17 protein-coding genes are annotated in these 23,542 nt (G+C 58.5%); 11 read left to right on the top strand and 6 right to left on the bottom strand.

The window, feature by feature from the left end; all coding sequences use genetic code 11:
• The first annotated feature begins 127 nt into the window (after positions 1-127).
• The 6 genes from GR328_RS11670 to GR328_RS11645 all read left to right on the top strand — a co-directional run bounded on the left by GR328_RS11670 (position 128) and on the right by GR328_RS11645 (position 7,089).
• Positions 128-1,675 carry an ABC transporter substrate-binding protein gene (locus tag GR328_RS11670; protein ID WP_160884865.1) on the top strand — a complete coding sequence of 516 codons (1,548 nt, stop codon included), beginning with the start codon at positions 128-130 and terminating at the stop codon, positions 1,673-1,675.
• An 84-nt stretch (positions 1,676-1,759) separates the two neighbouring features.
• The gene (locus GR328_RS11665; RefSeq protein ID WP_160884707.1) at positions 1,760-2,695 is read left to right on the top strand and encodes an ABC transporter permease; all 936 of its coding nucleotides are present in this window, start codon (positions 1,760-1,762) and stop codon (positions 2,693-2,695) included.
• A gap of 9 nt (positions 2,696-2,704) precedes the next feature.
• Positions 2,705-3,526: an ABC transporter permease gene (locus tag GR328_RS11660; RefSeq protein WP_160884706.1), complete on the top strand. Its 822-nt coding sequence runs from the start codon at positions 2,705-2,707 to the stop codon at positions 3,524-3,526.
• Complete coding sequence (locus GR328_RS11655) at positions 3,523-4,503, top strand: ABC transporter ATP-binding protein (RefSeq protein WP_160884705.1); 981 nt, start codon at positions 3,523-3,525, stop codon at positions 4,501-4,503. The genes GR328_RS11660 and GR328_RS11655 overlap by 4 nt, the downstream gene beginning before the upstream one ends.
• Positions 4,496-5,509, top strand: coding sequence for an ABC transporter ATP-binding protein (locus GR328_RS11650; protein ID WP_160884704.1), 1,014 nt, complete (start codon positions 4,496-4,498; stop codon positions 5,507-5,509). The genes GR328_RS11655 and GR328_RS11650 overlap by 8 nt, the downstream gene beginning before the upstream one ends.
• Positions 5,510-5,565: 56 nt before the next feature.
• On the top strand, positions 5,566-7,089 hold the full coding sequence (locus tag GR328_RS11645) for a L,D-transpeptidase family protein (RefSeq protein WP_160884703.1): 1,524 nt from the start codon (positions 5,566-5,568) through the stop codon (positions 7,087-7,089).
• A gap of 270 nt (positions 7,090-7,359) precedes the next feature.
• On the opposite strand, the gene GR328_RS11640 is transcribed toward GR328_RS11645, so the two are convergent.
• Together GR328_RS11640 and GR328_RS11635 are read right to left on the bottom strand one after the other, a co-directional pair.
• Entirely contained in the window at positions 7,360-8,130 is a 771-nt protein-coding gene (locus tag GR328_RS11640; RefSeq protein WP_160884702.1) for a TSUP family transporter, read from the bottom strand.
• A 527-nt stretch (positions 8,131-8,657) separates the two neighbouring features.
• Positions 8,658-9,629 carry a crotonase/enoyl-CoA hydratase family protein gene (locus GR328_RS11635; protein ID WP_160884701.1) on the bottom strand — a complete coding sequence of 324 codons (972 nt, stop codon included), beginning with the start codon at positions 9,627-9,629 and terminating at the stop codon, positions 8,658-8,660.
• A 543-nt stretch (positions 9,630-10,172) separates the two neighbouring features.
• On the opposite strand from GR328_RS11635, the gene GR328_RS11630 reads away from it, so the two are divergent.
• Positions 10,173-12,344 (top strand): EAL domain-containing response regulator, encoded by a 2,172-nt coding sequence (locus tag GR328_RS11630; protein ID WP_160884700.1) that lies wholly within the window; start codon positions 10,173-10,175, stop codon positions 12,342-12,344.
• Positions 12,341-14,818, top strand: a complete 2,478-nt coding sequence (locus tag GR328_RS11625; RefSeq protein ID WP_160884699.1) for an ATP-binding protein — start codon at positions 12,341-12,343, stop codon at positions 14,816-14,818. The genes GR328_RS11630 and GR328_RS11625 overlap by 4 nt, the downstream gene beginning before the upstream one ends.
• Before the next feature lie 4 nt (positions 14,819-14,822).
• Here the strand turns inward: GR328_RS11625 and GR328_RS27995 are convergent, their stop codons facing one another.
• The 4 genes from GR328_RS27995 to GR328_RS11610 form a co-directional block, all read right to left on the bottom strand.
• Positions 14,823-14,945 (bottom strand): hypothetical protein, encoded by a 123-nt coding sequence (locus GR328_RS27995; protein ID WP_281351945.1) that lies wholly within the window; start codon positions 14,943-14,945, stop codon positions 14,823-14,825.
• A gap of 256 nt (positions 14,946-15,201) precedes the next feature.
• Positions 15,202-16,236 carry an aldo/keto reductase gene (locus GR328_RS11620; protein WP_160884698.1) on the bottom strand — a complete coding sequence of 345 codons (1,035 nt, stop codon included), beginning with the start codon at positions 16,234-16,236 and terminating at the stop codon, positions 15,202-15,204.
• 99 nt (positions 16,237-16,335) lie between these two features.
• Positions 16,336-17,010, bottom strand: a complete 675-nt coding sequence (locus GR328_RS11615; RefSeq protein WP_160884697.1) for a GntR family transcriptional regulator — start codon at positions 17,008-17,010, stop codon at positions 16,336-16,338.
• Positions 17,011-17,052: 42 nt separating this feature from the next.
• Positions 17,053-19,992 carry an FAD-binding and (Fe-S)-binding domain-containing protein gene (locus tag GR328_RS11610; protein WP_160884696.1) on the bottom strand — a complete coding sequence of 980 codons (2,940 nt, stop codon included), beginning with the start codon at positions 19,990-19,992 and terminating at the stop codon, positions 17,053-17,055.
• A gap of 125 nt (positions 19,993-20,117) precedes the next feature.
• Between GR328_RS11610 and GR328_RS11605 the strand changes: the two genes are divergently transcribed.
• From GR328_RS11605 to GR328_RS11595, 3 genes are all read left to right on the top strand, one after another.
• The gene (locus GR328_RS11605) at positions 20,118-21,311 is read left to right on the top strand and encodes an aminotransferase class V-fold PLP-dependent enzyme (RefSeq protein WP_160884695.1); all 1,194 of its coding nucleotides are present in this window, start codon (positions 20,118-20,120) and stop codon (positions 21,309-21,311) included.
• Between the two features lie 105 nt (positions 21,312-21,416).
• The gene (locus GR328_RS11600; RefSeq protein ID WP_160884694.1) at positions 21,417-21,842 is read left to right on the top strand and encodes a GlcG/HbpS family heme-binding protein; all 426 of its coding nucleotides are present in this window, start codon (positions 21,417-21,419) and stop codon (positions 21,840-21,842) included.
• Positions 21,843-22,457: 615 nt separating this feature from the next.
• Entirely contained in the window at positions 22,458-23,483 is a 1,026-nt protein-coding gene (locus GR328_RS11595; protein WP_160884693.1) for a Bug family tripartite tricarboxylate transporter substrate binding protein, read from the top strand.
• Positions 23,484-23,542: the final 59 nt, after the last annotated feature.

Here is a 23,542-nt window from a genome sequence, read left to right as displayed (position 1 = left end):
TAGAACGGCATCGACGAGAGTTCGTGTTTCGCGGGCCGGCATCCTGCCGGCGCGTCCGCGACTGTCATAGCTTGGAGGATCAGCCGTGCTCAAAAACTTCGTCATCACTACTGCGCTCGTTCTCACCATGAGCGCTGGCGCCTATGCGGAGACGCCGAGAAAGGGCGGCACAATCCGCTTCACCGCGCCATACGGATCGAGCTTCGCGAATCTCGACATCCATACGTCGAACCGAGCTCAGGACGAGATCTGGGCCAAGGCCATCCATAGGGCACTCTACAATTGGGATTCGAACGCCAATAAGCCGGTTCTTGAACTCGCGAAAGAGGTGACGACCTCGAGCGACGGTCTCGTGTACACATTCAAGCTCCGCGATGATGCCTATTTCCACCATGGCCGCAAGATGACGGCCGATGATGTCATCTGGTCCTTCACGCGTCTCATGAATGGCGCGAAGGCCTATCCCGGCGCGCGCTACGTCAGGATCATCAAAGGTGCCGTCGAGGTCGAAAAAGGGCAAGCGAAGGAAATCTCCGGTCTGAAGAAGATCGATGATTTCACCATCGAGATGACCCTGACCGAGAAGGTCGATCCCGGATTCAACTTCTATCATTCGATGACGTCGATCTACCCGGCGGACGAGGCTTCGAAGGATTCGTTCCTGTCGAAGCCCGTCGGTCTCGGACCATTCAAGTTCGTCGAGTACGTCCCGGGCTCGCGCCTCGTGGCAGAACGTTGGGAGAAATTCTACCAGCCTGGCAAGCCTTATGCCGATCGGGTTTCCATCTCGATCATGGGGGAAGCGTCGGCGCGCGACGTCGCCTTCCGCAACAAGGAGATCGACGCGTCCATTCTCGGCCCGACCCAGTACGTCGCCTACAAGGCCGATCCTGAACTGTCGAAGGGATTGCTCGAAGTCGCCGAGGTCTATACGCGCAACATGGGCATGAATCCGAACTTCAAGCCCTTCTCGGACAAACGTGTGCGTCAAGCCATCAACTACGCCATCAACGCCGACCTCATCATCAAACGCCTCGTAAAGGAAAAGGCCTACCGGGCGACAAGCTGGCTTCCGATTTCGTCGCCCGCCTACGACAAGGATATGAAGCCTTACCCGTATGATCCCGAGAAGGCGAAGCAGCTCCTCGCCGAGGCCGGCTATCCTGAGGGCTTTGAATTCGAATGGACGGCAACCTCTAACGAGAGCTGGGGCATTCCCATCGTCGAGGCGGTCATCCCGATGCTCGAGAAGGTGGGAATCAAGGTCAAGATCAAGCCGGTGGAAGGCACTGTCCTGTCCGAAGTTACCAGCAAGGGCGACTATCAGGCATATATCTGGTCGAATACTTCGGGACCGGACCCGCTAACCGCCCTCAAGTGCTTCCACTCATCGACGCCACAATCGGCCTGCAACTACACTCAGTTCAAGAACGCAGAATTCGATAAGCTGCTCGATGAGGCTGCCGCGAGCGACGATCAGGCCAAGAGACTCGAAAATCTCAAGAAGGCGAATGCAATCCTCCGCGAGGAGGCTCCCATGTGGTGGTTCAACTACAACAAGGCCGTGATGGCTTACCAGCCCTGGCTCAAGGGCTTGCAGCCGAACGCGACCGAGCTGGCGATCCAGAACTACGAGGATATATGGGTCGACGCGTCGTCGCCCGCCGCCAAGTAAGCCCCGATCGAGCAAGCGCTCACCACTCGAACTGCAGATCCTGACGCTCCTGAGACTCGTTCAGGGCGTCAGGTGGAGTTTTGAATGCTTTCCTTCATCGTGCGGCGTCTGCTGCAGACATTGCCGATCGTTCTGGCCGTTGCAGCTCTCATCTTCGTGATGTTCAGCGTCATTCCGGGAACCTTCGCGTCGAGCATGAGCGATGACGGACGCAGCGTACTTGATGCCGAAGTCATGGCGCGCATGAACAAGGAGTTCGGACTGGACGACCCGGTTTATGTTCGCTTTGGAAAATATGTCGCGGATCTCGCGACCTTTGATCTCGGAACCTCGTTTCGGACGCGCCAACCGGTCGCTCAGGTCATTGCGGACCGGCTCTGGCCAACCGCGCAACTCGCTTTCGCCTCGATGCTGTTCGCGATCGTCGTTGGAGTACCGCTTGGTTTCATTGCTGCACTCAGGCCGGGAAGCTGGGTCGACACCATTTCCATGATCGGTGCAGTATCGGGTCTGTCGCTGCCGAAGTTCTGGCTCGGACTGATGCTGATGTACCTGTTCGCGCTGGTGCTCGGCTGGCTTCCGAGCTTCGGTTATGGCGGTGGCGACCCGCGTTATCTCATCCTGCCATCCATCGCTCTCGGCGTTGCTCCTTTGGCGCTGCTCGCACGAACCACTAGGGCTGCCGTGCTCGAGATCATGAACGCGGATTTCGTGCGCACGGCACGGTCGAAGGGCATGAGCGAAGGCAAGGTCGTGCGCTGGCACCTCACGCGTAATGCCCTCGTCATTATCCTCACGACCATTGGTCTCCAGTTCGGGACGGTTATCGGCCAGGCCGTGGTGATCGAGAAGCTGTTCTCCTGGCCGGGCCTCGGATCGCTCCTGGTCGATAGCGTGACGTTGCGCGACATTCCCGTGGTTCAAGGCTCGATCCTGGTGATCGTGCTCCTGTTCCTCCTCATCAACATGCTTGTCGATGTGTTGTGCGCCATCATCGATCCGCGAATCAAGTATACCTGAGGCGACGACATGAAGTTCAGAGCCAATCTCGTTATCGGTGGCGTTCTGTTCGCCAGCGTGGTCATTGCCGGCATCTTCGCCCCCTGGCTGGCCCATACCGATCCGGTCATGGACGCCAACCTGATGTATGCGGAGGAGGCGCCTGGGGGTGAGTTCTGGTTCGGAACCGATGCTCAGGGGCGTGATATCTACAGCCGGGTTCTTCACGGCGCCCGGATTTCGCTCACGGTCGGCATCGTCTCCCAGCTCATCAACACCGTGATCGGCGTCTGCCTCGGCCTCTCTGCGGGCTACTGGGGCGGCTGGTGGGACGATTGCGTCAACGGCCTGACCAACATGATGCTGGCCATTCCGTCTCTGATCTTCGCACTCGCCATTATGGCGATCCTCAATCCGGGGCTGACCAGCCTGCTGATCGCGCTCGGGCTCACCAACTGGTCCTTCACCTGCCGTCTCGCCCGGGCTTCAGCGCTTTCCTTGAAGAGCCAGGGCTATGTTCAGGCCGCCAAGGTGCTTGGATACGGCGATATCCGGATCATGCTGACGCAGCTCCTGCCCAACATGCTGGGGCCGATCATCGTCATCGGCACTCTTGGCATGGGCGGCGCGGTGCTCGCCGAAGCGGCACTGTCCTTCCTCGGCCTCGGTATCCGGCCGCCTTACCCGAGTTGGGGCAGCATGTTATCGGATGCCCGCGACCAGATCACGACGGCACCCTGGATCTCCATCTTTCCGGGCCTGGCCATTTTCGTGACGGTCCTGGGCCTTAACCTGCTCGGCGACGGATTGCGGGACATCCTTGATCCTCAGGCGCGGACACGGCGGGCATGAACGGGCAGCCCCTTCTCGAGGTCGAGAACCTCAGGATCGATCTTGCCGCCGGCGACACGCGTTTTGCCGCCGTGCAGGACGTCTCGTTCACCATCAACCGGGGCGAGACAATGGGTCTCGTCGGCGAATCCGGCTGCGGTAAGAGCATCACGGCCCTGGCGCTCATTGGATTGCTTCGGCATCCACTCATGATAGGCGGCGGAACGATCCGCTTCGACGGCCGTGAGATACAGAAACTCCCGGCGTCCGAGATGCGCGGGCTGCGCGGCAACCGTATCGCCATGATCTTCCAGGAACCGATGACGGCCCTCAATCCGCTCTCGCCGGTCGGCCGGCAGATCGCGGAGATGTTCGTGTTGCACAAGGGGGCAAGCTGGAGGGAGGCGGAGAATCTCGCAGTCGAAGCGCTTGCAAGCGTACGCGTTCCGGCGCCGGAGCGCAGGGTCAAGGATTATCCGCACCAGCTTTCCGGCGGAATGCGCCAGCGTGTCATGATCGCCATCGCGCTTGCCTGCGGGCCGGATCTCCTCCTCGCTGACGAGCCGACGACTGCGCTCGACGTCACCGTGCAGGCCGAGATCCTCGACCTCATCCGCGAACTTTCAGCCGCCAAGGGAACCGCCGTTCTGATGATCAGCCACGATCTCGGGCTCATCGCCAACATGTGCCGCAGGGTCGGCGTCATGTATGCGGGGAAGCTCGTGGAGGAGCGTGCCGCAGAGGACGTCTTCCGCTCGCCGAGCCATCCCTATACCGGCGGCCTCGTGGCCTCATTGCCACTGCTTGGAGCGCGCGCGCGCCATGGCCGCCAGCGGCTCAGAGAGATCTCCGGCGTCGTCCCGCCCGTGTCCGCTTTCCCGAAGGGATGCCGCTTCAATCCCCGCTGTCACGCCTCCACAGATCGCTGCAGGGCCGAGGATCCGGTCGTGACAGCGCTCCCCGATGGAGGCTTCGTACGGTGCCACTATCATGAATAGCCCTCCTGCCGACACGATCCTGAAAGTCGAGGATCTCGCCGTGCATTTTCCCCTTGGTGGCGGCCTCTTCGGCGGGCGACGCCGGTATCTGCACGCAGTCGACGGTGTCGATCTCGAGCTGAAGCAGGGCGAGTGCCTTGGTCTGGTTGGCGAGTCGGGATGCGGAAAGTCGACGCTGGCACTCACGATCCTTGGCCTGCAGGAGCCGACCCGCGGGCGGATCATCCTCGACGGACAAGAGGTGGCGGGCAAAGGGATGGACCGCAAGGCGCGGGCGCGCATTGCCCAGATGGTGTTCCAGGACCCGTATTCCTCACTCAATCCGCGGCAGACCGTTCGCACAACCTTGGAAGCGCCCCTTCGCCTCCATGGGATCACGGCGCCGAGCGAGATCGAGGGACGGATCGCCGAGATGCTCGGGCGCGTCGGTCTCCGGCCGGACCACGCCGAACGCTATCCGCATGAGTTCTCCGGCGGGCAGCGCCAGAGGATCGGCATCGCGCGGGCACTCATTCTCGAACCGAAGATCGTCATCCTCGACGAGCCGGTCTCCGCCCTCGATGTCTCCATTCGGGCGCAGATCATCAACCTGCTGCTGGAACTCAAGGAGACGCTCGGGCTCTCCTACATCATGATCAGCCACGATCTCGGTGTCGTTGAGCATATGAGCGACCGCGTCGCGGTCATGTATCTCGGCCGCATCGTCGAGACCGGCGGCTGGGAGTCGATCTTCACGAAGCCGCGCCATCCCTATACCCGCGCGCTCATTTCGGCGATCCCGGATCCGTTCGAGCGCAGCCGGGGCGACAAGATCATGGGTGAAATCCCGAATCCGCTCGACGTCCCGTCAGGATGCGGGTTCAACCCGCGCTGTCCCGAAGCGCGGGACATCTGCCGCATCCCGCCGGTTCCGGACCTGGAAGAGATCGGAGAAGTCCATTTCGTGCGGTGCCGGCGGGCTAGAGAGATCGCGGCAGGGGACGCGGCTCCGGCCTCGACGGGCTGACATCGAGTCGCGCGCATTCCGCAAGATCCGAACGTTCCCTCAAAAAGTGCTCTGCAATGACCCACGTTCCGAAGATCCTCGTTCGCGTTCCGCGCGCGGAGGAGGCCCCCCCCCATCTCGGCAAGCTCGTCATCGACGACTGGTCGGTCCCGTGCACGGTCGGGGCTGGAGGCTTGATCCAGGCGTCCTTCAAGCGCGAGGGCGACAGGTGCACGCCCATTGGTGTCTTTCCCCTGCGCTATGGCCTCTTCCATCCCGTCGCCCTTCCGGATTTTCCGCGCGATCTGGCTTTTCCGTTCGTTCCTCTCGCGGAGCACATGATCTGGGAGGAGGAGGGGAACGACTACAACCGATTGGTTCTCGCTGAAAAGGACGAGCGCCCGGACGAGAGATTGGCTCGCAGTCGCGCGGAGGGCCTCCTCGACGTCATCGTTCCCATCGGGTTCAACGATGCGGTTGCGGAGTTCGGACGCGGCAGCGCCATCTTCATTCACGCCGCCCGCGCCGATATGAGCGGCACAGCCGGGTGCATCGGCATTCCGCAGGAGAGCATGCCCGAGTTGGTCCGGCGCCTGAGACCCGGCATGCTCATCGATATTGGATACGTGGACGTCGACGACCGGGAGTATCTTGATCCGGCGACGCCGCTCGAAACCGTCCGCTTCACCGGACTCGCGCCCGGCCCGAAGCTGATCGTGGTGGGAGCCGTGCATGGCAACGAGGCCTGTGGGCCGCAGGCCATTCTCCGCGCGATCGACGATTGCCGCATGGGACGCATGTTGATCCGCAGGGGCGAGGTGACATTGCTGCCCGTCGCCAACATGAAGGCCTACCGGCAGCGGACACGGGAGGGCGATCGTAACCTGAATCGCGATCTGCGAGACAAGACGATCCCCGAGGATTATGAGGACCGAGTCGGCAACCGCCTTTGCTCCCTTCTGCGGGAGCACGATGTCCTGCTCGACATTCATTCGTTCAGGGGTGAGGGTGAGCCGTTCGTCTTTGCCGGACCTCTCGACAACACGGGTCCGGTCGAGCCGTTCCGCCATGCCGGGGCCGAAGGGGAGTTCGCAGCGCGGCTGGGTACCTCCATCGTCATTCACGGTTGGCTCGACGTCTATGACCGCTTCCTCAAGGAGCGGGAGAGGCTCGGGCACTTCAACAAAGCGGGTTCGGAGGGCGTCGGTACAACGGAATACATGCGTTTCTCGGGCGGTTACGGGGTCACTTTGGAGTGCGGCTCGCATGATGATCCCCAAGCGGTGGAAGTCGGCTATTCGGCCATCGTTCGCGCTCTTGCACATCTCGGGATGATAGAGGCGTCAGCGCCGAACGCCACGGCCAGGATCGTTATCCGGGTGGCCGAGGTCCTTGTCTGCGAGGCCGAGGGGGACCGGCTCAGAAAGCGATGGAAGACGGGCGACATGGTGGATGCCGGAGAGGTCATTGCTTGCCGAGCCAATGGAGAGGAGCTGAAAGCTCCGAGGGATGGGTTCATCATCTTCCCGAACCATGCCGCGAAGCCGGGGGACGGGCTCTGCTATTTCGGCGTGGTCAGCGAACGCGTTCTTGCCGGATGATCCGAGTACGGCTTTAAGGCTTCGCTCCCCTCTCCCGGGAACTCTGATCAAGCCATTCGAGCGGTCCTTTCCGCCACCCCGTCGAAAGCGGGCCGCGTGCGGCCGGTTGTCTGTGACTGCCCCATGAGCCTCAGTTTCTCGTACTTCTCCGGACCGTGTTGGGCAGGTCGTCAGCGATGATCAGAACGTCGTGCGGATCCGCCATCACCTCAGCCCGCCGGCCACGCGTCTGGAGAGCATGAGAGGCTGTGGGGGAGTTTGGCCGCGCCTTTAAGGAGATATCTCCAAAAGGTGAAGGACAGCAGGTGCGCCGAGTGAAATGCCCGAGAGGAGCAGCAGGATGAACACGATGCGCCGCATCGCGGCAGGCGAGAAAGGCGGCGGCCAGCGGCGAGCCGCGTAGGTTGCGCTCATCACCGCCGGAACGGCCACAAGCCCGGACAGGGTCGAACTCGAGGGAAAGTCGCCGGAGACGGTCACAAGACCGATGCGGAAGACCGCGTTGAGGGCGAAGACCGTCACCAGGGTTTCACGCACCTTAACCAGCGGCATCGGCTGGCGGTAGAAGTGATAAACGAGCGGTGGCCCCGCGGTTGAGAACATCCCGCCCATCAGGCCAGCGATCCCGCCGAAGAACAGGAGCGATCCATTGCCGGATTGCGCCGGAAGCGGCTCAGGCTTTCGCGCAAGCTGCATGCTCGAGACCACGATCACCAGGCCGAGGAGCAGGCGCAGAAGATCGACATGACTGCCCGCCAGCCATTCCAGCAACCAGTACCCAAGGAAGAGCATCGGAACGCTCGCCGCCATGACGAGGCCGCACTGATCCCACGCCACATCACGCCAGCCCTTCAGAAGCATCTGCGTGGCATTCACAAGGGTCAGTACGCTCACAATCATCGCGGCGTCGGGCAAGGACAAAAGCCCTGTGAGACCAACCCCGCCCATGGTGATGAGGCCGAAGGCGAAGCCCGTCAGGGTTTGCGCATAGGCAGCGGCGCCCGTCAGGACCAGAAAGCCGATCAGCACCGTCAGCGACATACTTCGTGGACTTCCTCAAGCTGGCGAACGGCACCGGAAACCGGGAGCCGGCCGCATTCGGTCACGCCGGCTGGCCCGAGGACACCGCCGGCTCGGATCGTGCCAAGTCTCAGGTCTTGCGCTAGCCGCAATTCCCTGTGCTCTGGCCGGAGGTATTCAGTCAAGCCCGATGATCCCTGAACGAACGTTCTCGTGTGGTTTCTCCGAAATGCTTTGGTCACTCCACGGCGTGCCATATGGTGATGGACCGGTTGCCTCAGGTTACCGTGACATCAGTGGACTTGGAAGTGCCGGATCGGCGCATGATCTCGGTCGCGCCAACCCCATCGGTAATCAGCCGCAGGAAGGTTGCCTGCTGGACGTGTTTGCGAGCCGTGTTCCGGTGCTGCTGACCATCTCGAGACGCTGTCCGTCGAACTGAGTAAGGGTAACTCGGATACCTGTGCGCATGCCGCAGCTCCGCATGGCATGGGCCAAGAGGAAGCCTCAGCAGGACTCTTCTCTCAGATGCTGATCAACGGGCAGCATCAATCTCTTTTGTCCAAGCGGCGCCCCTGAGCTTCGACAAGCCGCGTCATCTTGCGTAGGTCTTGCTCTCCCAAAGCCATCGCTGCATCCAGCCAAATGTCAACGACGTCCCGCAACTCTTCGTAGGTTAGCGGGTTGACGCGCCGCTTGGATCGATAGATTGCTTTGTGAGCATTGTGCTTGCGCTTGTTACAGGCGATATAGTCCCGAACAGCATTCTCTCCCTGTCCATCCTCCGCGAGGACGTCGACGACACCGAGCCGGTACAGCTCTTCAGCGGTATGGACCCTACCGCTCATGATCAGCTTCTCAGCCGCCGCAGCGCCGATCTTGCGGGACAGGAAGCTGTATGCCCCCATTCCTGGAAAGAGATTGAACAATATTTCCGGAAGGCCCATCTTCGCGCTCTTTTCCGCGACAAGGACATCAAAAGAGAGCGCACATTCAAATCCACCGCCCAACGCGTCACCCTGGACCAGCGCAATCGTGATCACGGGAGTATGAAACGCCATTGCGTTCCCGTATATGACGTCGATGCAGGCATAAGCGTATTGCTGCAGACCCTCACGATCCTTGCGGCGGATGCAATCTGCAAAATAGGCTAGGTTTCCGCCGAAATTGTACACGCCTGGTGTCTGAGATGCAGCAACGAAATACTCCAGGTGCTGATGCTGCTCGCGGTTCCCTTCCTCCACAATTGCACGGACGGATTCCTGCACGCATAACATGTCCCGTATCAGCTCCATAGTAATCATTGGGTGCTGACTCTGGCGCATTGCCGCCCAATAAATCTTCTGTTCAAAATCAATTCGAACATCAATACATGGCAGAAAAAGGCTTGTAGCGTTCCGCGGTGCTGGCTCGGAGCGACGCTTCGGTGTGGGAATCTCAAGAGTCGGCACTTCGCCGCGATCGACGGTTTCAACGTCACTAAAGACACGATCATTTAGTGGAACCGACGGTGCCAGCATGATTATTCTCCATCATAGAGATGATAATGACGCGACGAGCTTCATCTCGCCGTGTTCAGAGCACCTCACCTACAGCAGGTGTTCTTTCCTAAAGATAATGGTCTATTAACCGAGAAATGGGTAGCTCCTCGTCGACTCTCTCGCGGCACGTGGTTAATGAGCAGAGTGCCCAATACAAAGCTATCTTCTATACTTCCGCCTGGCGCGAGATCTTTCACGTCATCGCGCAAATCCTAAGTTAACCAAACTCTGATGAAGTCGAGCTAGATAGCACGCTGTCCCTACCCTCTTGTGGTATAAACAGCCCGCGCAGTGCGAATGTGGCTCAGTCTGACCTGCAACATTTCGGTCAACTACGGGTTCGTATTCTGGCTGGCGAGCCCGATAACTTTTGATGAGCATTCAAACCAGTCTAGCGAAAGAACACACTGCGCGACCGGCCGATTGACAATGATAAAATAGGTTAGCTCTGGAGCTGATCGCGCTCGGCGGAACGAGAGGATTGATCAACCTAATAAGCCGGGAGCGCCCCGGGGGCAACAGATGACGACTATTCTAATTGTCGACGACAGAAGTACGAACCGCAACATCTACTCTCGATTGGCTCAGGCAATCGAGGAAGGTGCGGTCGTATGCACCTCTGCTTCCCCTCACGAGGCTCTTGATTGGCTGACTAGCAACTGCCCCGATCTCATAGTGACTGACTTCCGTATGCCCGGAATGGACGGGGCAGAGTTTACCAGGCGTGTCAGGAATAGCGAGAATGGGGCCGATGTTCCTGTTATCGTAATTACTGCCTATGATGACAGAGCGTTCCGACTACAGGCACTAGAAGCGGGCGCAACCGATTTCCTTCGATCTCCTGTCGATCACTATGAGTTCACAACCCGCGCCCGCAATCTTCTTAAGCTGCAGAGGCAGCAGCAGATTATCAAGGGGCGCGCGCTGGCACTCGAGCAGCAGCTTCGGATCAGCGAGCGCTCCCAGGAAGAGCTCGTTCGCAGCAGCCGGGAGGCGCTTACCCAAGTCATTGACACTGTGCCAGCAATGATCAGTGCGAGCGACGAGGAAGGGCGCATCGTGTTCGTCAACGCCTACTTTGCCGAGTTCGTCGACGCGACACCGGGATCGTTGATGGGAAGACAAATTAGCGATGTCATTCGAAGCGACAAGAGCCAACTTGGCAAGAACATTCAGAAGTCGATTCTGGCGAACAAAGGTGCATCTGCCAGTTTCGAGGAGCAGATTACCGACAGTAGCGGATCAGAACGTGCATTCCTGACAACCAAGACGTCGTTGCGCGAGCTCATAGGCGGCGTAACGGGAATTCTCACGACCTCAATCGATATTACTGAGCGGAAACAGGCGGAAAACACCCTACGGCATATCGGCCTTCATGACACTCTGACTGATCTTCCCAATCGAAGGATGCTCTATGAGCGGGTTCAGCAAGAGATCGATAGCGGACAAGGGTTGTTTGCGTTGCTCTTGATAGATCTTGATCGGTTCAAGTCAGTCAATGACGCACTCGGCCACGCCGGGGGTGACCGTATCCTTCAGCAAGTAACAAGCCGCCTCATCGCATGCGTTCCGAATGGAAATCTGATCGCAAGAATGTCTGGAGACGAGTTTGTAGTCGTACAAACGAGGATCAAAGTCGCCGATGATGCAGAGAAACTCGCGCGCCAGATCATCGACAGCCTGTCAGCTCCATTTCTTTTAGATGGCAGCGAGCTGAATATCGGATGCACGATAGGGATCGCCCTGTCTCCAAGTGATGCCCGAGATGTGGAGAAGCTCCTCCGATATGCCGATTTGGCAATGTATCAGGCAAAGGCCGAGGGGAGGAATACTCTGCGCTTCTACTCATCTGATTTGGAAAGGACTTCTGCAAATAACATTAGCTTAGAGGCTGATATTCTCAGAGCCGTCTCTCAAGAGCAGTTCGTCCTTCACTACCAGCCCAAGGTTGATTTGGAGACGGGATCGATCGTGGGCGCGGAGGCGTTACTACGTTGGAACAGGCCGGGCTTTGGCATTACGTCTCCCAACATCTTCATTGATATTGCTGAGGAGACAGGTCTGATCAATGAGATCGGCGCTTGGGTTCTAAACGAGGCTTGCACTCAAGCGGCAGCTTGGCAGAACTTGGGATGTGGTCCCCTCCAGATTGCGGTGAACCTATCGCCGGTGCAGTTTTTTCGCCAAGATATCGTGCAGCTTGTTGCGGAAGCCCTCCGGGCAACAGGTCTCAGGCCGGAATGCCTTGAGCTCGAACTCACAGAAGGCAGCCTTCTCAAGGATGTTGAGCGGACTAGATTGACCCTCCAGAAGCTAAAGCAACTGGGTGTTAAGATAGCTATCGACGATTTTGGGGTAGGATACTCCTCGCTCAGCTATCTCAAAAACTTCGCTGTCGATACGTTGAAGATCGACCGATCGTTTATCTTCAATCTTGCAGACGGAACTCGTGACGAGGCAATTGTCAGAGCGATCATTTCATTGGCTGAGAGCCTTGGACTGAAAGTGGTTGCTGAGGGCGTTGAGACCGACCTCCAACTTGGTTGCCTGCTCAACCATCCTTGCGACGAGGCTCAAGGCTATCTCTTCAGCCGGCCCGTGCCTGCAGAGAAATTTAGCGCGTTGATGATAGAACGCCCGCAGTATCTATTACCTAAGCAGAGAATGCAGCTTAGGAAAGCTCACATCAAGTGATTGCAAAAATTCTGTCCCGATTCAAGAGCAGCCCCGATCGTGAGCATGAGATGAGCCTTAACCGGCTTATCCTTTTAGGCTTGATTGTGGCATATACTTTTTGGACCAATCCTTCTGTGCCACGGGAGGCCCTGATCAGTGGCGCCGTGTTTGCGCTCGTTTCTGTCGGAATAGCTGTTCACATCTTCCTTTGGCCACAGAAGTCAACGGCTCGGCGTATCGTCGCAATTGTGAGTGACCTCTCCACGGTGTCCTTGCAGATGCGTTATGTGGGAGACCCCTCCTCGATTCTTTTTCTGCTGTACCTATGGATCACATTCGGGAACGGTTTCCGGTTCGGGGTCCGCTTTCTGTACATCGCAATGACAGTCTCGGTCGTCTGCTTCGTAGCAGTAGTCTACACCACGTCGAGATGGCACGGCGACGTGTACCTTTCAGCCACTATGTTGCTGAGCCTGATCGCTCTCCCGCTTTATACAAGTACTCTGATCCGAAAGCTTTCCAATGCCAAGGCCCAAGCCGAGGCGGCCAATCGCGCTAAGACGCTTTTTTTGGCCAGCGTCAGTCATGAGTTGCGTACTCCCCTGAACGCGATCATTGGTCTTTCCAGTCTGATGGCCAGGACGAACCTCGATCTTGAGCAGCGTGGCTTCGTTCGCACCATTGGCTCTGCTGGCGATACTCTGCTTCGACAAATCAATAGTATCCTGAATCTGTCTCGCATTGAGGCAGGCCACACGCCAATCGAAAATGTCGAGTTTGATCTGTTGGAGGTCTTATCCACCGCACGAGAGATGGTGCTCAGTCAGGCTAAGCAGAAAGGACTTCGGCTCACCATTCACATCGCGTCATGGACGCCGTCACAGCTTTGCGGCCCAAAGCATCACCTTGAGGAAATTTTGCTTAACCTTCTCGGCAATGCGGTCAAGTTCACCGAGAAAGGGTACATCACGCTCTCTGCCCACCCAGTGTGCATAAACAATGAGCTTTTCATTCACTTCGCCGTGTCCGACACGGGCATCGGTATTGCCGCTCACGCTACCGACAGAATTTTCGAGAGCTTCACTCAGGCGGATGAAACCATCATCAACCGCTTCGGTGGGACCGGATTAGGCCTATCAATCTGCAGGCAGCTGATCACAGCCATGGGAGGTACGATCGGCGTTAACAGTCAAGAGGGCAACGGCAGTTCCTTCTGGTTTACTCTCCCGATGAGCAGATTGGATCAAAGAGAGCCAAACCTGCAATTGTCACATCTGCCTCTGCCTCTTCTGGTTTGCCCAAATGCCGATCTGGCCGGCGATATTGTGTCACGTCTTGGCGTCGAGGGTGATACTCCGATCGTTAGGACGCTAGTGGACGCAAGAGAACATGCGCAGAAAAGCAGCGTAAGGGAGTGGTTGGTATTCTACTACAGTGATCTACCAGAAGATCTTCTTTCTTCTGAAATTCAGAGCATAAACCTTCCGATCAATCCAATTGTAATACGTCCTGAAGTGTCGCGGACCCCTGCGAGCGAGCGATTGATGCGATGGTCGAGCAGCGTACTTCCGCTTGATTTCACCTTGGGGGAGGCCCGAGTGGGAGCTGTTGCGGCTGCTGCGCAAACATCCATGGCGCAGGTGCTTTGGAAGGAGCCTAGCGACATCGATCTTCCCACGGCATCCAGGCCCCTCTCGATTCTGGTTGCGGACGACAACTCGACAAACCGAATGGTAATCTCGAAAATTTTGGAGCGTGGGGGGCACTCCACGCAATGCGTCGCGAACGGTGACGATGCACTCGACGCACTTGAGACAGAAAAATTTGACCTCGTCATCATGGACATCAATATGCCGATCATGACGGGCATCGAGGTAACTAAGCTCTTCAGGTTCTCGGAGGCACAGGGCACCCGCATTCCCATCATTGCTCTGACAGCTGATGCATCTCCAGACGTTGTTGCTCGAACTCTTGAAGCAGGTATGGACGTATGCCTGACGAAGCCGGTGAATCCACTGACTCTTCTCAGGATAATTGAGGAAAAGTCTGATACCCTGCCACGGATCTCGGCCGGTGCAGACCGTGCGGATCATGCTGTGTCCTTTGCAGGTCACTCTTCCCTGTTAGATGAATTTCTCCTGAGAGAACTTGAGGATTTGGGGGGCAGAGACTTCGTTTCGAATCTCATAGAAGAGTTCTTTCTAGACGCCAGTTCTCTCATCGCCGATTTGAAAGCCGCTGCCGCATGCGGAGATTCCCACAGGTTCCGCCTAGAGGCGCATGGACTGCAGAGCGCTTCAGCGAACGTCGGAGCAAAGATTGTGCATGAGATCTGTGTGAGTTGGCGAAAGATCACGAGTGCAGAGCTTATGCGCAACGGAACAGAGCAAGTCGAGCAATTAAGGCTTGAACTTGATCGAACTTACGATGCGCTGAAGAAATATCTCGCTGACAATGGGCAGGGTACGAACACGACCGGTTTCGTTCAATAGTTTATCAAGTATCGGGCGTCGTCGCTGGTTTGTCATCTAACGGTCCCAGATGGCCGAACCTATCTCCATGCGTTACGTTGACGATGCCGCCCGGATATTCGAGGATGCCGGCGTTGATCAGGAACATGAGACTCGACATCTGACTGAGGTTGAAACGAACGCCATTGAGCGATCAAACCTCGAGAAGCATGACCGAAGGACCGGCCGCTCGTCGCATTCGATAGCCGCGGTGCGGCTCCCTGGTACCCGCCCTGCTCTGTATTCCTAGCAGAGGAGCATGCCTGTGACGCTCCTCGGACCTAAGTACAAATGAGGAGGCCTGCCAGCATTTCATGACCAGGATCTCTTGGCGGACCTGTGTCGTTTGCTGTCGAGGCCACGAGTTACTTGTCGGCACTGGAGCTGAATGAGGCCGTACGGGGAGCGCGCCCTTCAAGAGGGTAGGCAGGGTCGTTGTATCCGGGTGTAGAGGGGTGGCCTGGAGCGACAAGCCTGTCGACCAGGGCTTCGTCTTCAGCCATGAACCGATAATCGAGAGCGCCTATGTAGTCGTCCCACTGCTCCTCGGTACGCGGCCCACCAATCACTGCAGTGACGAACCGATTATTCAGCACCCAGGCCACAGCGAACTGCCCTGCCGTGATCCCGCGGTCTTCGGCATAGCGTTTGAGCTCTTGGGCGATGTGCAGGGACTCCTGACGCCACTCGGTCTGCATCATCCGTGCGTCTTGCCGACCAGCCCGGCTCGTCTCGGGCGGGGGCGCACCGGGGCTGTACTTTCCGGTAAGAACTCCGCGTGCCAGAGGTGAGTAGGGCACTACGCCCAGACCAAAATAGTCACAGGCCGGCAGGTGCTCGACCTCCGGCATTCGGTTCATCGCGTTGTAGTAGGGCTGACTCACCACGGGTCGGTCGATCCCGAACTCATCGCATAGGCGGCAAATCTCGGCCACACGCCAGGCTCGGTGATTGGAGACCCCGAAGTGCCGGATCTTTCCCTGCCGCACGAGGTCGCCCATGGCCCGAACGGTTTCCGCCAGAGGCGTCGTGTGATCCTCCTTGTGGAGATAGTAGATGTCGATCCAATCGGTTCCTAACCGACGCAAACTTGCTTCGGCGGCTTCGATGATGTGCTTGCGCGAGAGCCCCTTGTCGTTGGGGCCAGGTCCAGTGGGGTTTGCAACTTTGGTCGCAAGAACCCAGGAGGAACGCTTGGGAGAGATTGCGCGCCCGGTGACCTCTTCGGATCGGCCGTCATTGTACATGTTAGCCGTGTCGATGAAGTTGACCCCCGCTTCGCAGGCTTTGTTGATAATCCGCGAAGAGAGGGCCTCGTCCGTCTGACCGCCGAACATCATCGTCCCCAGACAAATCGGCGAGATCTTGAGGCCGGAGCGGCCTAGGCTGCGGTACTCCATGCTGAAGCTCTCCCTGTATCGCAGTGAACTACACCGCTTTATGAGCACTTTTACAAGATGCGGCAGGCGGCGAGGCTTTCCTTCAAAGTGCGGGGCGCGTCAGGTGTTCTCTCCATATGCGGCTAAGATCACTTGCTTCTTGCCCCGGATGTGCACGCGCATCAATTTTGCAAGATTCTCCCCGTCTCGCGATTTCAGAAGTTCTATCATCGTCACATGCTCGGTGACTGCCCTATGCCATTGCTCAGACGTTTTATGGGCCGAATAGCGCGTGCGTTGTATGCGCCCGGACAAGCCTTTGTAGAGATCCTGCAGGGTATTGTTGCGACTGGCTGCCATGATTGCTTCGTGGATCTTACGGTTCAAGGTGAAATAGTTGAGGTGGTCACCTTTCTCCCAGGCCGCAACCATCTGGCGATGGATCGCCTCGATCGAGGCGATCTCTTCATCCGTAATCCGCTGACAGGCAAGATCGGCGGCTATCGCTTCAAGCCCAGCCACAACCTCGATCATCTCATCGATCTCATGATTGGTGATGCTGGCGACCCGTGCGCCTCGATTGGGCAGCAGCTCCAGCAGGCCTTCGGTCGCGAGGATCTTGATCGCTTCGCGCAGTGGGGTTCGCGATATTCCGAAACGCTCGGCGAGCTCCAGCTCATTGACGCGTGACTTCGGTTCGAGCTCGCCGGAATGGATTAATTCCCGCAAGCGCTCCGCCACCTCATCGTGGAGGTAACGCCGGCTGATACTGGAAGTCGCTTCCATGTGATTCATTGGGCAGCCACTTCTACAAAGGTTCTGAACATCGTGCTCATGTCAGGGTCTAACAGCGGGGGCGAGCGCCTTGTCGAGCACACGGGCGACATGCAGCGCCTCGCGATGGGCGCCGTCGTGTATCTGGTGGCGGCAACTCGTTCCGTCTGCAACCACGATATCATCGGGTCCGGCCTTGCGCACCGCCGGCAACAGGGACAACTCTGCCATGAGGAAGGAAACATCAATCGTCTGTGCGCCATAACCGAACGCACCCGACATGCCGCAGCAACTCGACTCGATGATCTGCACGTTGAGTCCGGGCACTTTCCGTAAGACATTCTCAACCGTCCCCATCAATCCGAATGCCTTCTGGTGACAATGGCCATGCAGGTGAGCCGTACGTCCGCCCTGGTCTGTGAGTGGCAGGGAAACCCTCCCGGCCTCCAGGTCGGCGAACAGTGCCTCCTCCAAGAGGAAGGCAGCTTTCGCCAACGGCTCTGCCTCCTTCTTCGTCAGGAGCGATCCGAACTCATCCCGGAACGTCAAGAGACAAGATGGTTCAAGGCCGATCACCCTGGCGCCTTTGTCTACAAAGGGCTTCAGCGCATCAAGGGTGCGCTGCGCCTCTCGGCGGGCTTGGTCAACGAGCCCAGCGGACAAGAAGGTCCGGCCGCAGCACAATGGACGCTTTCCGTCGATGGCCTGGACCCGGTGCAGACGATAACCGGCCGCTGTCAGGACGCGCTCTGCGGCCTCCAGGTTATCGGGCTCGAAATAGCGATTGAAAGTGTCGCCGAACAGCACGATGTCCCGACCGTCGCCTGCAACGTCTTTCACGCTCGCCACTTTGCCTGACTGCCTCCACGGACGCCCCCACTTCGGCAACGAGCGGCGTGCGCTGAATCCAAGCCCGCGCTCCGTTACTTTTGCCAGGAAGGGGAGGGCGTCGCGCAGGTTCAGAAGTGGTGCGACAATGCTCGCAAGAGGTGCATAGCGTGGCAAATAGGCAATCAGCCGCTCCCTGAGGGGCAGGCCGTGGCGCGCATGGTAATGATAGAGAAACTCGATCTTCATCTTTGCCATATCGACGCCAGTCGGGCACTCGCGCTTGCATCCTTTGCAGGATACGCACAAGTCAAGCGTCTCCTTCATCTCAGGGGAGGTGAAGGCATCTGGGCCAAGCTGGCCGGTGATGGCCAGGCGTAGCGAGTTGGCGCGGCCGCGAGTAACATGCTGTTCCTGGCGAGTGGCGCGATAGGACGGACACATGGTTCCGCCCAAAGTCTTCCGGCACGTGCCGTTGTTGTTGCACATCTCGACAGCCTGGCCAAAGCCGCCCCATTCAGACCAGTCCAGAGCCGTCTTGGGGGGCTCCACGCTCTCGTAGCCCGGCGGAAATCGCATCAGGCTTCGATCGTCCATACGGTAGGGCCGGACGATCTTGCCTGGGTTGAGCTGGTTCTCAGGATCGAATCCATCCTTCACGGCCTCAAAGGCGCGGACCAGCCGAGTGCCGAACATCCGCTCATGAAACTCGGAACGCGAGATGCCATCCCCGTGCTCTCCGGAGTGGGAACCTTTGAACCGCCGCACGAGATCGCAGGCATCTTCCGCAATGACTCGCATCGCGCTGACATCGGCATCGCTCTTCATGTTCAGAATTGGTCGAACGTGAAGGCAACCCACAGAGGCATGAGCATACCAGGTACCGCGTGTGCCATGGCGCTCAAACAGCTCTGTAATGGCGTCAGTGTAGTCGGCAAGATGCTCCAGGGGAACTGCGCAATCCTCAATGAAGGAGACAGGTTTCGCATCTCCTTTCATGGACATCATAATGTTGAGGCAGGCCTCGCGAACCTCCCAGACCTGGCGCTGGCGCGGCGGATCGACAACCTCGACGACAGCGTCCGTAAAACCGTGATCAGCCATACATTGGTCCAAGCGCTTGAGATCCGCCTTGAGTTCGTCCAGATCGTCGCCGGCAAACTCGACCAGAAGCAAACAATTCGGCTTTCCCTTGGTGATGTCGGCAAGCGTTCTTCGGAAAAGGGGGATGTCAGCCCCAAGCACCAGGATATTGTTGTCGACGAGTTCGACCGCGGTCGGCCCGAGCGCCACCAGATGACGTGTGGTCTCCATGGCAGCACGGAATGAGGGGAAATGGCATACGCCCATGACCCGGTGAGCCGGTATGGTCGAAAGCTTCAGGGTGACACCTGTGGTCACTGCCAGCGTGCCCTCCGAGCCGACCAGAAGATGCGCCAGATTCGGGTGCTCAAGAAGAAGCGCGTCAAGATTGTAACCGCCAACCCGGCGCTGCACCTTCGGGAATAGGCGCTCGATCTCGGTGCGTTCGCGGTGAGCCAGTGCAATCATTGCCGCCGAAAGGCGTGCCGCACGCTCCGAGCCTGCCGTCCCAGTCCCGTCGAAACGGAATGCCTCGCCATTCGAAAGGAGGCCCGCTGTCGAAACGACATTATCCACCATCTTGCCGTAGCGCAGGGAGCGCGCGCCGCAGGAGTTGTTGCCGGTCATTCCGCCAATCGTGCAGCGGCTTGCCGTCGACGGTTCAACGGGAAAGAACAGCCCATCCGCCTTGAGCCTGGCGTTGAGGTGTTCCAGCACAATGCCAGGCTCGACGGTGACTGTCCGCGCTTCGGGGTCGTATGACGTGATCGCGTTGAAGTGCCGGCTGCAATCGACGATCAGCCCGGCCCCGATAGGCTGTCCATTTTGCGAGGTTCCCCCACCGCGCGCGATGACCGGAACCCCATGCTCGCGGGCAATCTTCAGGCTGGCCTCGATATCTGCGGCGCTCTTCGGGAACAGGACGCCGACCGGCATGATCTGATACACTGATGCGTCCGTTGCATAGCGGCCGCGCGTGAAAGCGTCGAAGCGGACCTCACCCTCCAGAGCATTGGACAGCCGTCGTTCAAGCCTGAGGTCACGTCCTCTGGAAGGTTGAGATGCGGCGGAAGAAGAGAACGTGCCATGCATGGGAAAGTCCTGAGTTTGCCGCTCTAGCGCCGGCTCTTGCGCATTTCGAATTCATAATACAAAATTCAAAACAAGCAAATCGGCGGACCTGGCGTCACTTCAGGGCCCGCGCAAGGGAGGATCATGTGACAAACCGTACCGGCCGCCATTTCCTGCAGATTCCCGGTCCCACCAACACGCCCCTGCCGATCCTTGCTGCGATCGCGAAGCCTACGATCGACCATCGCGGCCCGGAGTTCGCCAAGCTTGGGCTCGAAGTTCTCACGGGCATTCGCACGATCTTCAAGACATCCGGGCCGGTGATCATCTATCCCGCCTCTGGAACCGGCGCCTGGGAGGCCGCCCTCGTCAACACACTCTCACCCGGTGACAGGGTCTTGATGTTCGAGACTGGCTGGTTCGCAACCCTCTGGAACAAGATGGCCAAGCGTCTCGGAATCGAGGCGGAGTTCATCAAGGGCGATTGGCGTTCCGGCGTAAATGCGGATGCGATCGAGGCTCGATTGGCGGAGGACAAGGCCCACACGATCAAAGCCGTCGCTGTCGTGCATAATGAGACATCAACCGGGGCGACCTCCAATATTGCCGCCGTGCGGCGGGCCATCGACAACGCCGGCCATCCGGCTTTGCTGCTCGTCGATACAATCTCGTCCCTTGGCTCAATCGATTACCGGCACGAAGAGTGGGGTGTGGATGTCACGGTCGGAGGGTCGCAGAAGGGGCTGATGCTTCCGCCGGGCTTGTCCTTCAATGCAATCTCGGACAAGGCCGTTGCCGCTGCGAAAAAAGCAAAGCTCCCGCGCTCGTTCTGGGACTGGGAGGATATGCTGGCCATCAATGAAAAGGGGTTCTTCCCCTATACCCCGTCGACAAACCTCCTGCAGGGGCTCAGTGTCGCCATCCAGATGCTGCACGAGGAAGGTCTCGACAATGTCTTCGCCCGGCATGACCGCGCCGCTGAAGCAACCCGGCGCTGCGTGCATCACTGGGGTCTTGAAATCCAGTGTCAAAACCCGCAGGAATACTCATCCTCACTGACTGCAGTGCGGCTTCCCGAGGGATATTCCGCCGATGGTTTGCGGGCAGAGATCCTGACGCGCTGCAATATGTCTCTCGGCAACGGCCTTGGTCCTCTTGCCGATCGGGTCTTCCGAATTGGTCATCTCGGCGATTTCCATGATCTCATGGTAACCGGCGTTCTCTCCGGTGTTGAGATGGGCTTGCGCGTATGCGGGATCCCTCACCAGTCCGGAGGTGTCGAGGTGGCCATGAACTACTTGAGCGGCAATGCCAGGGCCACGGCGCAAGCGGCCGAATAGGACTCCTGCCGGGCTGGACCGCCCTGTGCCCGATTGCCTTATGGCCCAGCCTGCTCGCCTTACGGGAACACTCTTACCCGCAAACGTCCACTGTCGGAGTACTTCATGCTCACGCTCAAGGCAGCCCAAGAGATCATCCACGCAGCCCTCGAGGAGGCTGCCCGGCGCAGGCTCAAACCTCTTGCGGTTGTCGTTCTGGATGGCAGAGGCAGTATCAAGGCATCGGCTGCTCAGGACGGGACGTCCTTGCTGAGGGACAAGGTGGCGCACGGAAAAGCGTTCGGGGCCCTGGGGCTTGGTCTTGGGTCGCGGGCGATTTTTGAGCGTGCTCAGGAGCAGCCTTACTTTGTTTCTGCCGTAAACGCGATCGCCGGCGGTTCCCTTGTTCCTGTACCCGGGGGCGTTCTCATCAACGGACCCTCAGGGGAAACCATCGGTGCGGTCGGGATTTCCGGAGACACCTCCGACAATGACGAAGCATGCGCTGTTCTCGCGATCAAGTCCGCATCGTTTGAACCACAGGTCGGGTAGGGGAGAGGAGCATTCTCCATAGCTGTTTGACCTGCCGCGGCCTGGACTGGGAGGGGCGGGTGCTGACTTGCCTGGAGTGCTCCAGCTACGCACTCCCATGGCGCGGCGACCGCGACATACGACAATCAGATCCTGGTGGTGCTCCCAGTTGCTCTCATGTCTTCAAAAATGAATGCGATTTGCTCGACGCTCTCGACAAGCGCTCCTTCGAGAATACCTTTGTGCTGTAGGGCAAGAGGAGTTCTCAATAGCAATATCACCGGCATTGGGCTCGGCGTCGCTTCAATGATAGGATTCCAGCCGCTGCAGCCAGCGCGGGAGCTTTGAAGGGTCCAACGGTATGCCGAGGACGGCCGAGGCGTCTATTGCTGCTCGCCTCCTCGGGGCGCGGCTCAAGCTCTGCCGTGCACTCTTCTGGCCTGCGCATGAGCGTTGTGCAAGTGAAGGCAAAACAAGCCCGATATCTTCCGGTGGGGAAGAAAAGGCTTGTCACAACCTTTTTTTTGAATTCATAATTACAGCAATCATAAAAGAAGGCCGCCGGCGAGAAGGCGGTAGGTAGGGAACGTCAAATGTCGCGTTTGCCGCTTGGGTCAGGCGCGCAAGGAGGACTGAATGATTCCGAAGGTAATCGATGCACAGCGTGCGCTCCGCTTCGCAGCGTCGGCTGCAATGGCTCTGGTACTGGGAACTGCTCCAGCCTTTGCGCAGGCCGAGTGGAAGCCAACCAAGCCGGTGGAGTTCGTCGGCGCGGCCGGGGCGGGCGGTGGCACAGACATCTTTGCGCGCGCAGTACAGCTGGCAATCCAGAACAACAAGTTGATAGATCAGCCCATCCTGGTCTCGAACAAGGGCGGCGGCAGCGGAGCCGAGACCTTCGTCTACGTCAAAGCTGCAGAGGGGGACGGCCACAAGCTCGCGTTTGGCACCTCCAATCTTTATACGCTGCCCATGGTCGCCAAGGTGGCGTTCAAGCATACGGACTTCATGCCCGTCGCCGCGATGGTGTTCGACGAGTTCATTCTCTGGACTAAGGGTGACGCGCCATACAACGACTACAAGTCGTTCACGGCAGCAGCCAAAGCTGCGAACGGTACCTTCAAGATGGCGGGCGCTCTGTCGAAGGATACGGACCAGACGCTCACGCGCTTGATCGAAAAGGATACGGGCGCGAAGTTCGTCTACATTCCCTTCAAGAGTGGCGGCGAGGCTTCAGTGCAGCTGACGGGCGGACACGTACAGTCCCACGTCAACAACCCGAGCGAGAGCCTTGGGCATTGGAAGGCAGGCCAATTAAAGGCTCTGTGCGTCTTCTCAAAGGAGAGGATGGCGGAAGGGCCGAAGGTCACTCAGACGCAGGGGTGGAGCGACATTCCGACTTGCAAGGAACAGGGGGCGGGTATCGAGTCGTACCAGATGCCGCGCACCGTTGCCCTTCCGCCGGGAACGCCTCAGGCGGCCGTGGATTTCTGGGCGGGTGTCCTCAAGAAGGTAACGGAGACCCCCGAGTGGAAGGACTATCTGACGAGAACCGCGCAGACTGGTCGCTTCATAGCGGGGAACGACTTCAAGGCCTTCATTGATGAGGATGAGAAGCGCACCCGCAAGGTGTATGAAGAGGAAGGTTGGCTCGTCAACTGAACCTTGGGTCCTTGCGAAAGGCATGGGAAATGCCGTGCCTTTCGTTCTCTAAACGGGAG

The sequence above is a fragment of the Microvirga makkahensis genome, assembly GCF_009830105.1.
In the GTDB taxonomy this organism is placed as follows: Bacteria; Pseudomonadota; Alphaproteobacteria; order Rhizobiales; family Beijerinckiaceae; genus Microvirga; species Microvirga makkahensis.
This window is presented reverse-complemented; position numbering and strand designations above follow the sequence as displayed.

What these genes read in the sequence shown, in the direction of transcription:
- GR328_RS11670 (WP_160884865.1), top strand. Translation starts at nt 128, where the DNA reads ATGAGCGCTGGCGCCTATGCGGAGACGCCGAGAAAGGGCGGCACAATC.
- GR328_RS11665 (WP_160884707.1), top strand. Translation starts at nt 1,760, where the DNA reads ATGCTTTCCTTCATCGTGCGGCGTCTGCTGCAGACATTGCCGATCGTT.
- GR328_RS11660 (WP_160884706.1), top strand. Translation starts at nt 2,705, where the DNA reads ATGAAGTTCAGAGCCAATCTCGTTATCGGTGGCGTTCTGTTCGCCAGC.
- GR328_RS11655 (WP_160884705.1), top strand. Translation starts at nt 3,523, where the DNA reads ATGAACGGGCAGCCCCTTCTCGAGGTCGAGAACCTCAGGATCGATCTT.
- GR328_RS11650 (WP_160884704.1), top strand. Translation starts at nt 4,496, where the DNA reads ATGAATAGCCCTCCTGCCGACACGATCCTGAAAGTCGAGGATCTCGCC.
- GR328_RS11645 (WP_160884703.1), top strand. Translation starts at nt 5,566, where the DNA reads ATGACCCACGTTCCGAAGATCCTCGTTCGCGTTCCGCGCGCGGAGGAG.
- GR328_RS11640 (WP_160884702.1), bottom strand. Translation starts at nt 8,130, where the DNA reads ATGTCGCTGACGGTGCTGATCGGCTTTCTGGTCCTGACGGGCGCCGCT.
- GR328_RS11635 (WP_160884701.1), bottom strand. Translation starts at nt 9,629, where the DNA reads ATGCTGGCACCGTCGGTTCCACTAAATGATCGTGTCTTTAGTGACGTT.
- GR328_RS11630 (WP_160884700.1), top strand. Translation starts at nt 10,173, where the DNA reads ATGACGACTATTCTAATTGTCGACGACAGAAGTACGAACCGCAACATC.
- GR328_RS27995 (WP_281351945.1), bottom strand. Translation starts at nt 14,945, where the DNA reads ATGTTCCTGATCAACGCCGGCATCCTCGAATATCCGGGCGGCATCGTC.
- GR328_RS11620 (WP_160884698.1), bottom strand. Translation starts at nt 16,236, where the DNA reads ATGGAGTACCGCAGCCTAGGCCGCTCCGGCCTCAAGATCTCGCCGATT.
- GR328_RS11615 (WP_160884697.1), bottom strand. Translation starts at nt 17,010, where the DNA reads ATGAATCACATGGAAGCGACTTCCAGTATCAGCCGGCGTTACCTCCAC.
- GR328_RS11610 (WP_160884696.1), bottom strand. Translation starts at nt 19,992, where the DNA reads ATGCATGGCACGTTCTCTTCTTCCGCCGCATCTCAACCTTCCAGAGGA.
- GR328_RS11600 (WP_160884694.1), top strand. Translation starts at nt 21,417, where the DNA reads ATGCTCACGCTCAAGGCAGCCCAAGAGATCATCCACGCAGCCCTCGAG.
- GR328_RS11595 (WP_160884693.1), top strand. Translation starts at nt 22,458, where the DNA reads ATGATTCCGAAGGTAATCGATGCACAGCGTGCGCTCCGCTTCGCAGCG.